The organism is Aeromonas sp. QDB62 (assembly GCF_027705695.1).
GTDB lineage: Bacteria > Pseudomonadota > Gammaproteobacteria > Enterobacterales > Aeromonadaceae > Aeromonas > Aeromonas allosaccharophila.
Map to the genome: position 1 here is coordinate 109338 of NZ_JAPDCD010000010.1, position 9619 is coordinate 118956.

The window sequence follows — 9619 nt, forward strand, 5'->3', positions numbered from 1 at the left end:
ATGCGCCATCCAGACTGGCAACTCCGCGTTATCGCCACCATCCAGGCCGCTTCCGAGCGGCCTTTTTGTTGGGGTGAAAATGATTGCTGCCTGTTTGTCGCCGCCGTCTGTCTGGCCGCCTGTGACAAGGATCCCGCCGCCGAGTACCGGGGGCGCTACACCACCGAGATCGGCGCCAAGCGGGTGCTGGCCAAGACCCATGGCAGCATCGAGGCGGCCCTCGATGCCCTGTTTGCCCGCGTCCCGGTGGCCATGGCCCAGCGCGGCGATGCCCTGGTGTTCGATGGCCCCGCCGGGCTGACCGCCGGGGTGATGTGGGCCGGGCAAGTCTGGGCCATGACCGAGCAAGGCGCCCGCCCCATCCCCGATCAAGTCCCACTCATAGCCTGGAGAGTTGAATAATGCCCGCAGTCGCCATCCCTGTTATCGCCGGTATGGCCGCCGGTGCCGGCACCTATGCCGCCACCACCATCACCCTGGCGACCGCGATCTCCATCGGGACGGCGGTCGCCAGCGCGACTATGATGCTGACTGCCAAGAAACCCTCGCTGGCCGACTATCGCAGCGCGAGCGAGCGCAGCCAGGTGCTGCGGGCCGCCGCCAGCGACAAGACCTGTGTCTATGGCCGCGTGGTGTCCTCCGGTCTGCTGTCGTTCGCCGCCGAGCAGGCCGGCGAGCAGGATGAAGGGGAGTGGCTGCACCTGGCCCTGGTGATCGCCGGTCACAAGCTCTCCCGCGTTGGCGACATCTGGCTGGGTGACGATCTGATCGGCGCCTTCTCCGATCTGGTCTCCTACGAGCTGCATGCCGACCGCCAGACCTGCGATCCCTTCATGCTGGCCAAGTGTGCCGACTGGAAGGAGGACATGATCGGCCAGGGCATCACCTGGCTGCGGGTGTCGCTCAAGTTCGACGCCCAGAAGTTCCCGGCGGGGCTCCCCAACATCAAGGTGGAGAAGTTCGGGAAAGAGGTGTGGGATCCCCGAGACGGCAAATGGAAGTGGAGCGATAACGTTGCCCTGATCATCCTCGACTATTACCGCTCTTGGCTGAACGTGCCGGACGACGAGATCCGCGTGAACGAGTTTATCGTCGCGGCCAACATCTGCGACGAGCTGGTGACGCGCCCGGATGGCACCCTGGAGCCCCGCTACACCGCCAACCTGGAGTTCGATCTGGGGGAGCCCCGCGCCAAGGTGCTGGAGGCGCTGCACATGGCGTGTGCGGGTCAGCCCACCTACATCGGCGGCAAGCACGGCATCATCGCCGGCGCCTATTACGGCCCCGCCAGTGACGAGATCCGGTCGCACCAGATTGTCGGGGACATCGAGCTGCTGCCGGAGCCGTCCAGCAGCGACAAGATCAACCAGGTGGTGGGCACCTTCGTTGACCCGCTCACCTTCAAGCGCACCGACTTTCCGGCGGTGATCGTCAGCGAGTGGGTGGAGGAAGATGGCGGCCAGGCGCTGCTGGAAGATCTCGACCTGCGCTGTGTGACCAGTGAATACCAGGCCCAGCGCCTGGCAAACATCATGCTGCGCCAGCGCCGCGCCGCCCGTACCCTGACCGTCCCGGTCAACCTGTCGGGCTGGCGGTATCGCCCCGGCAGCTCGGTCAAACTCTACATCCCCGCCCTGGGCATCAACGGCCCGGAGTTTCGGGTGGTCGATTGGTCGTTTTCCCTGCTCGCCGGCGTCGAGCTGACGCTGCGGGAAGAATCCCCCTTGTTCTGGTCTGACGCCATCTGCCAGCCGATGGAGCGCCCGGAGATCACCGAGTTGCCATCTGGCGGCGTGGCCATGCCAGATCAGCTGCGCTATGAAGTGGAGCAAGTCGGCGAGGTGATCCAGGGGGTGCTGTCCTGGCGCAACGTGGGCACCGTCGCTTACAACCAGGTGATCATCCAGCGCCTCGCCCCGGGCCAGCCCCCGCAAGTCGTGCTAACGGCCCAGGTGCCCGGGCAATCTTGCCGGGTGAATGGCCTGGCGGCCGGAAACTACGTGGGCCAAGTCCGCGCCATCGCCATGACCGGCGCCCCGTCGCCGGTTGCGTCGGTCAATTTCACCATCCAAGCGCCCGCTATCCCCGTGGGGGTCGAGGTTGAGGCAGGCAACTGGTCCCTGGCCTTCCGCCCGGTGTTTACCGGTGGCCAGTCCTACGGCACCCTCTGCGAATGGTGGTGGAGCAAAGTTCAGCTGCCCCTGGCCGAGGTGCAGACCAAAGCAACCAATGCAGGCTTGGGTGCGTTCATGACGTTTCAAGGGTTGCAGCCTGACACCACCTATTACGTGTGGCTGCGCGCCGTCAACGCCTACGGCAAATCCGGCCTGTTTGCCGCCGGCGGGAAAACCTCCTACGACGCATCCTCCATTCTGGATGTGCTGGACGGGGAGATCGGCGGCGAGCACCTGCGCGAGGAGCTGCGCAAGCCCATCGAGCAGATCAAGGACATCGTTGACCAGGCTATCCCTGACATTGTGGGGCAGCTGGAGCAAGTCGAACGGGAATTCACCGACCTGAGCGAGACGGTCGCGCCGATTGCCGAGCGAGTGCCGGTGATCGATCGGGAGTTGACCGGGCTGGGGTCTGCCCTGGCCGCGCTCGATGAGCGGGCGACACAGACCGAGAGCCTGCTGCGCGACGAGCAAGACAGCCTGGGACAGATGGGGATCGGCGCAGTCCTGCAGCAAGACAAGCTGCACGGGAAGATTGATCGGGTGCAGAGCGAGATGGGCGATCTGCGCGATGCCATTTTCACTGTTAATCCCGGCACCGGCCAGATTGAAATGGATGCGGTGCGGGCGCTGCGCGACGAGACCCAGGCCAGCTTTACCGAAGTCAACCAGTCGCTCGATGCCGTCACTGGCACCTTGGCCGCCAAGGCCGATCACGCCGTGGTGGATGCCCAGGGCGAACGGCTGACCGAGGCTGAGCAGGCACTGGATGGCATCAATGCCGCCCTGACCCAGACCGTCACCAAATCGGAGTTTGCCGGCGAACAGCAGCGCCTGACCGAGGTCAGCAGCGAGCTGAACGCGGCCAAGGGTGAGATCCTGCAGAAGGCGGCACAATCCACCGTGACCGCCCAGGGTGAGCGGCTGGCCGCTGCCGAAGATAAGATCACCGCCAACAGCGATGCCCACTCGGCCCTGGCCGAGCGAGTGTCGGGCCTCAAGGCCGAGCTGGAGGGGGATGGCCAGACCCTGCTCGCCAACATTACCGAAGTGGCGCGGGTCAGTACCGAGGCTGACCAGGTGTTAGCTGAGCGGGTCAGCGGGGTCGAGGTTCGCACCGGCACTGCCGAGGGCAAGATCCGGGCGCTGGAGCAGATTGTCGAGAGTGACGGCGGGATCACCGCTGGCCGCTTTGACGAGATCACCGCCACCCTGGACCTGACGGCCAAGGCCGCCGACCAGGCCGCCGAGGCCGCCATCGCCAACGCCCTCGCCGGTGAGCAGGGCGATCAGCGTAACCGCCAGGCGGCGGCGGGCATACGCCGCGACCAGCAGGTGCAGCTGGGGCTCCATCAGGCCCTGGCGAGCGAGGTCACCGATCTCACCGCCAAGTTTGAGGGGGAGCAGGCCGCCACCACTGCCCGTCTGACAGAGGTTCGGGAGGTGATCGCCGGGGTTGAGCAGTCCACCGCCCGGGAGTTAAGCCAGTTCAAGACAGCCAGCGGCGATCAAGCCGCCCAGCTCACCAGCCTGGGCAAGGTGGTCACCGATGGTCAGCAGGCCACCGGCGAGGCCCTGCAACAGCTCACCACCAAGACCGACAAGACCCAATCCGATGTGGGCACCTTGTCTGAGGCCGTGGCAGAGCAGGGCAAGGCGCTGGCCGCTCGCCAGGATGACCTGTCAGCAGAAGTCAATCTGACCGCCCTGGCCAGCATCGGCAACACATTGGCAGATGATCAGGACGAGGACCGGGCTCGCAAGGCCCGCGCCACGATCACTCGTCGTCAGGATACCCAAGCGGACGAACACCAGGCGCTGGCCCGTGAGGTGACCCAGTTCCGGGCCGAGTTTGAGGGGGAGCAGGCGGCAACGTCCGCCGCGCTCACCGGGGTGAGGGAGGTGATCGCCGGGGTGGAGCAGTCCACCGCCCGGGAGTTAAGCCAGCTCAAGGCCGATTACCAAGCGGCAGACAGCAAGACCGCCGCCGCCTTGGAGGAAAGCAACCGCACCCTGAGCGCCGCAGATCAGGCCATGGCCGAACGGGTAACCCAACTGCAGGCCACCCTGGAAGGAGATGACCAGACGCTCAACGCCGCTATCCTGGAAACCCAGCGCACCCAAGCGCAGGGGGATCAGGCGCTGGCCGAGCAACTGTCTCAACTTCAAGCCAAGGTGACCAGTGGTGACACCACCCTGGGGGCGGCCATTCAGCAGGCCCAGCAGGCTCAGGTGGAGGGGGACAAAGCCAACACCGACGCCATCACCAAGGTGCAAGCCAGCCTCAACCAAACCACGGCAGCCGTGGAAACGGCAGCCAAGGCGGTGGCTGACCTGAAAGGCAACGTGGAGGCGGGTTGGTACACCAAGGCCCAAATCGCGGGGGAAGGGGGTGGCTTTGGCCTGTCGGTCAAGCTGAATGCCGATGGCAACGTGCTGAGCACCTTCGTGATCGATGCTGATGTGTTCGCCGTGATGTCGAGGGCGGGCGGTGCGACGACAAAGCGCCACCCGTTCGTCATCAAAAACGGCACCGTCTACATGAATCACGCCATGATGGACACGGCGGAGATCGGCAACGTGATCGCCAAGTACATCAACGTACAACACCTGGTTGGTGCGTTGATTGAAGGTGGTTCGTTCAGGGGGGGTGACCTTTGGATCGGTGAAAATGCTAACGGCTCGTTCGGCGCCTATGGCAAGCGCTGGAATGCGGGTATCGACTCCAGCGGCCGCATGTATGGCAGCAACGTCTATTTCGAGAGCGGCACCTTCCAGGGTAACGTGCTGGCCAATTCCGGCACGATGAATAACGTCACCATTCGGGAGAGCTGCCAGATACTTGGCAAACTCAATGTAAACCAGCTAGAGGGAGATGTTGTTCGCGTCTACGCGATGCAAAACGAGCAGTACATTAATGTAACCGCCCTTGGTCGCGCTCGGTTAGTTGTATTTGCCATCACGGTGTGTTCAGGGAACAGCTGGACGCAGTGCGATATCTATGTTGGGGCCAGTCGGGTTAAGTCCGTCAAGGCAAACGTAGTAGCAGTTGCCGGCGGCATGTCCATTTCTACTTATACCGCCATGGAAACACACTCGATCAGCGTTCCTGCTGGCACTACAGCTGCCATTAAATTCGTTAAGTCTGCGGGTAATGCCGAGTCGTATAACACGCCCGGCTCAGTTGGAGTGTTAATGATAGACGCCCAGTCGTGACGGGCATTGCCATGTCAAAGACAACGATTAATGAATGTTGAGTAAAACCAAAAAACCACACCATAACCCGGCCTCGCGCCGGGTTTTCTTTTTAAGGAACCATTGCAATGGCAGGACTTTGGCAGCGCACCGGCAACGTGACGGTGACGAATGGCAGCAAGATCGTCACCGGTTTTGGCACCAAATGGAAAACCGGCACCCTCCCGATCCAGAAGGGGCACACCTTCTATGGTCCAGACAATGCGGCCTATGAGGTTGACACCGTGGTCAGCGATGAAAACATCCTCCTGGTTGATGCCTATCGCGGCGGCACCCTGGCTAACCAGGGCTACCGGATCGACATCACCCGCACCTCGACCATCAGCCAGTTTGCTGCTGACTTGGCTTCCCTGGTCGCCAAATACCGCGCCTGGTTCGACGGCATGATGACCTGGCTGACCGGCTCGGGGGACGTCGCCATCCTCAACCCGGACACCGGCGCCAACGTCACCATCCCCAGTTGGAAGAAGGTGGCCAGTGAAGGAGAGGGGCAGACGGCACGTGCCAAGGCCGAAGCCGACCGGGCAAAGACCGAAGCCGATCGCGCCGCTGCGGCCGCCAATGCCACGGCCGAAGCCGGGACCGGCTCGCTGATGCGCGTGGGCGGCCCCGCAATCCTTGACTCGGAGCGTTACTCTCTGGAGCGGGCAACCGGCGGCAGCCAGACCATCATTCGCGACAGCGCTGGCAACGCCAATGCTATGTTCGTGCTGCCGCGCTTCAGCTACGCCGACCTGGGCATGACTGCCGATATGGGCACTGGCGATGTGACGGCGTTCGATTTTGGCAGCGGCAGCATCAAGAGCGAGATATTCATCGGCGCCTATCTTGCGTCCGGCTCCGGCTCTGTCAGCGCGCCGCGGCAAGACCCGCGAGCATCACTAGATCATACCGCAGCCCGCGCCGCTTGTGCAGCGAAGGGGGCGGGGTGGCACTTGATGACCGCTCACGAGTGGGCGGCCATTGCACTCTGGTGCATGGCCAACGGCTACGAGCCAATCGGAAACACCAACTGGGGGCGCAGTCATGCCAAGACGTGGATTGTTGGCGACCGGGCCGACAACCGGGCACCTGGCGATGGCGCAGGTGCGGGGCGGACGCAAACGGGCTCGATGGGCGCGGAGGCGACACATAACCGCACGCCCATCGGCATAGCGGACCTGGTAGGCAACGTCTGGGAGTGGCAGGACGGGCTGCTGCTGCAAGACGGCCGCTTCAAGCTGTCTGCCTTTAACGCCCAGGCAGAGGCCGCCTGGGCCTTTACCGATGCCTACCTCGATGCCTCATCCCCCACGGGGGGTAGCCCAATCCTCTCCAATGCCATCACCAATCGGCTCGGCGCCATCGGCGATAATGCCAACGCGGGCAACTCCGCAAACAGCGACTGGCGGATCATGGCCAAGGCGGGGGGCTATGTGTCCAATCAGGCGCTCAGGCGCCTGCTTATCGAGCCGGCCACTATCCTGCCGCAGGGGCGCATCTATATGCGCAATTTCGGCGAGCGACTCCCGTATCGTGGCGGCGGTTGGAGCAGCGGTGCCGATGCCGGCCTCGCCGCTGTGTATCTGGGCTCTTCCCGCGCGAGCGCGGGCACGGGCGTTGGGTTTCGCCCCGCCTTTGCCTGAGCCTTGCGCCTTGGGTTTTGTTGGCGCCACGGTAGTGGCGCTTAATCGGTTGAGGATGCCATGGATAAACAACCGCTCGTTATCGAGCAACGGATCCGCGATATGATGCAGTATGGGTATGTCGCCATGCGGCAGTTCCCGAAGGCGGAGCGCCACGTGCTGGCCGCAGAGATCAGGTGCAGCATGTTGACACTGCTGCGGTTGGTCATCACGGCGGCCAAGCGTTACCACAAAAAGACCACACTCACGGATCTCGATGTTGAGTTAGCCGTGTTGCAAAATCAGGTCAGGCTCGCGAAAGACTTGGCCTACCTGCCAATTAACAAATACCAACACTGGAGCGGTCTCAATCTCGAGATCGGCAGAATGATCGGCGGCTGGCTCAAATACGAGCGAGCCGCCTAATCATGGGCTCCGACATCAAGCGACTCCCGTATCGTGGCGGCAATTGGAACAACGGTGCCAATGCCGGCCTCGCCGCTGTGAATCTGAACAATTCCCGCGCGAACACGAACACGAACATTGGGTTTCGCCCCGCCTTTGGCAGCAGCCAGAAGGCAACACCTCACGGGGCGTTGTCCAGTGCATTATCAAAGGGATGTCGATGCCTCGGCTATCGCCGAAAAACTGAACAGGCGGCACCGGTGAGCCGGGCCGCCGACTTTAAGGCCCTCATGTACGACCAAATCATATCGTTTGACAATCTGCACCAGGCTGCCCTGCGCTGCCTGTGCGGAAAACGCACCTCGCCCGCCGCCCTGCGCTACATGCAGCGCCTGGAAGAGCACCTGCACGACACCCACAATCATCTGCTGCACGACAGCTATCAGCCCGGCGGATACGAGGAGTTTTATGTTTTTGAGCCGAAACAGCGCCTGATCTCGGCACCCCGCTTCGTGGATCGAGTTGTCCACCGGGCGATCATGAATGTACTGGAGCCAACGCTTGACCCGCGCTTTATATTCGATAGCTACGCCTGCCGCAAAGGCAAGGGGGTACATGCCGGGGCAAACAGGGCACAGTGCTGGATACGGGCGATCAGGCAAGCTCACGGCCCACTATTCTGCCTGAAGGCGGACATCAGCAAGTATTTCGCCAGCATCGATCACGCCCGCCTCAAGGCGATCTTGCGCCGCCACATCCACTGCGATCGCACGCTCAGGCTGCTCGATGCCATTATCGACTCGAGCCCAGGGCGGCCGGGTGTCGGGATCCCGCTCGGCAACCTGACAAGTCAGCTGTTTGCCAATCTCTATCTCAACGAGTTGGATCGCTACGCAAAGCACGATCTCGGCATCCGGTACTACATCCGCTACATGGATGATTTTGTGGTGTTGCATCACGACAAGGCGCAGCTGCACACATGGCGCGCGCGGATCGAGGCGTATCTGTGGAACAGCCTGCGCCTGACAACCAACAGCAAGACCCAGGTATTCCCTGTCGGCCCGGAGGGGCGAGCGCTCGACTTCCTGGGCTACCGCATCTACCCCACCCACCGCCTGTTGCGCAAAAACAGCATCAAGCGCATCCGCTACAAGCTGCGCCGCTTCAAACGGGCGATAGCGGCAGGCAGGCTAACGGCAGGCGACTGCCGACCATGCATCCAATCGTGGTGTGCGCACGCCGCGCATGCAAACACCTGGCGGCTGCGCTGCAGCCTGTTTAACATTTCGAGCGGGGCAAATAGATGAGCTACTTATATGACGGCGAAACGCACGACAACTACGATCCGGCCTTTATGGCGGAGCTGGGCATGAGTGAGGAGGTCATAGCCTCCGTGCTCGACCAGCACAACTATGAGCTGACAGAGGGGCAACTGGCGCGCCGCCAGCGCGCCTACGTGGCGGAGTCCGACCCCCTTTTCTTGGAGTGGCAATACGACAAGACAGCAGCGGCCGAGCAGGCATGGCGCGACAAGGTGGCGGAGATCAAGTCCCGATACCCCGTTGCCGGCGACGGGGCCACAGAATGATCGCTCGTCTCGAACCTATCACGGCGAGCGTGGTCGCCGTGATGGGCTGGGCGCAAAAAATCGATCCAGTTAGTGATGGAGGTTTAACTTAGTGCAGGGTCGCTCACAGAGCCTGAATAGCTCACAGACAAAAACGGTACCAAATCTGGTACAGAATATGATGCGGAGGGAATTAGTTAATTAATTTCAATGAATTAATTATTGGTCTCATAATCGTGGAAGTAGAATGTGGGCTCGTTGCCGGCGTGTGCTGTTTTGCTCATGTTGCTCGAGATGAGGTATCCGATGACGGCGGCTAGCGCCTGGGTGGGTGGTGCCATGCACCACAATTGCCTGCATGGTAAACCATAGCGCAGGCAGAACGAAGGGCGAGCCGTGCAGGTGATGGTTTATTGGGCGGTAAGTGCTGAGTGGTGGTGGGCGACAGTCTGGTTTGCGCTGACTTCTGCCTGAAAATGTGACATGTGAATTTATACACCCTTAAAAGGGGCGGATATCCTCTGTATGATGGTTCCACTAAATAACTGATCCCAATAGTGCTACACCTTCGCTGTGCCATAGCCATTCCCCGGGAAAGGAGACACGGTATCCAT

The 9619-nt window shown here is 62.0% G+C and carries 6 protein-coding genes; all 6 read left to right on the forward strand.

Annotation, left to right across the window (positions count from 1 at the left end; all coding sequences use genetic code 11):
• Positions 1-402 (forward strand): DUF6950 family protein, encoded by a 402-nt coding sequence (locus OKC27_RS07260; protein WP_005324797.1) that lies wholly within the window; start codon positions 1-3, stop codon positions 400-402.
• Entirely contained in the window at positions 402-5390 is a 4989-nt protein-coding gene (locus OKC27_RS07265) for a phage tail tip protein J-related protein (protein WP_270806081.1), read from the forward strand. Before OKC27_RS07260 ends, OKC27_RS07265 begins: the two co-directional genes overlap by 1 nt.
• A 107-nt stretch (positions 5391-5497) precedes the next feature.
• Positions 5498-7054 carry a hypothetical protein gene (locus OKC27_RS07270; protein WP_270806082.1) on the forward strand — a complete coding sequence of 519 codons (1557 nt, stop codon included), beginning with the start codon at positions 5498-5500 and terminating at the stop codon, positions 7052-7054.
• A gap of 60 nt (positions 7055-7114) precedes the next feature.
• A complete protein-coding gene (gene avd, locus OKC27_RS07275) occupies positions 7115-7459 on the forward strand; it encodes a diversity-generating retroelement protein Avd (protein ID WP_270806083.1) in 345 nt (114 codons plus the stop codon).
• 2 nt (positions 7460-7461) lie between these two features.
• Positions 7462-8745 carry a reverse transcriptase/maturase family protein gene (locus OKC27_RS07280; protein WP_270806084.1) on the forward strand — a complete coding sequence of 428 codons (1284 nt, stop codon included), beginning with the start codon at positions 7462-7464 and terminating at the stop codon, positions 8743-8745.
• On the forward strand, positions 8742-9026 hold the full coding sequence (locus tag OKC27_RS07285) for a hypothetical protein (RefSeq protein WP_270806085.1): 285 nt from the start codon (positions 8742-8744) through the stop codon (positions 9024-9026). Before OKC27_RS07280 ends, OKC27_RS07285 begins: the two co-directional genes overlap by 4 nt.
• Positions 9027-9619 lie beyond the last annotated feature (593 nt).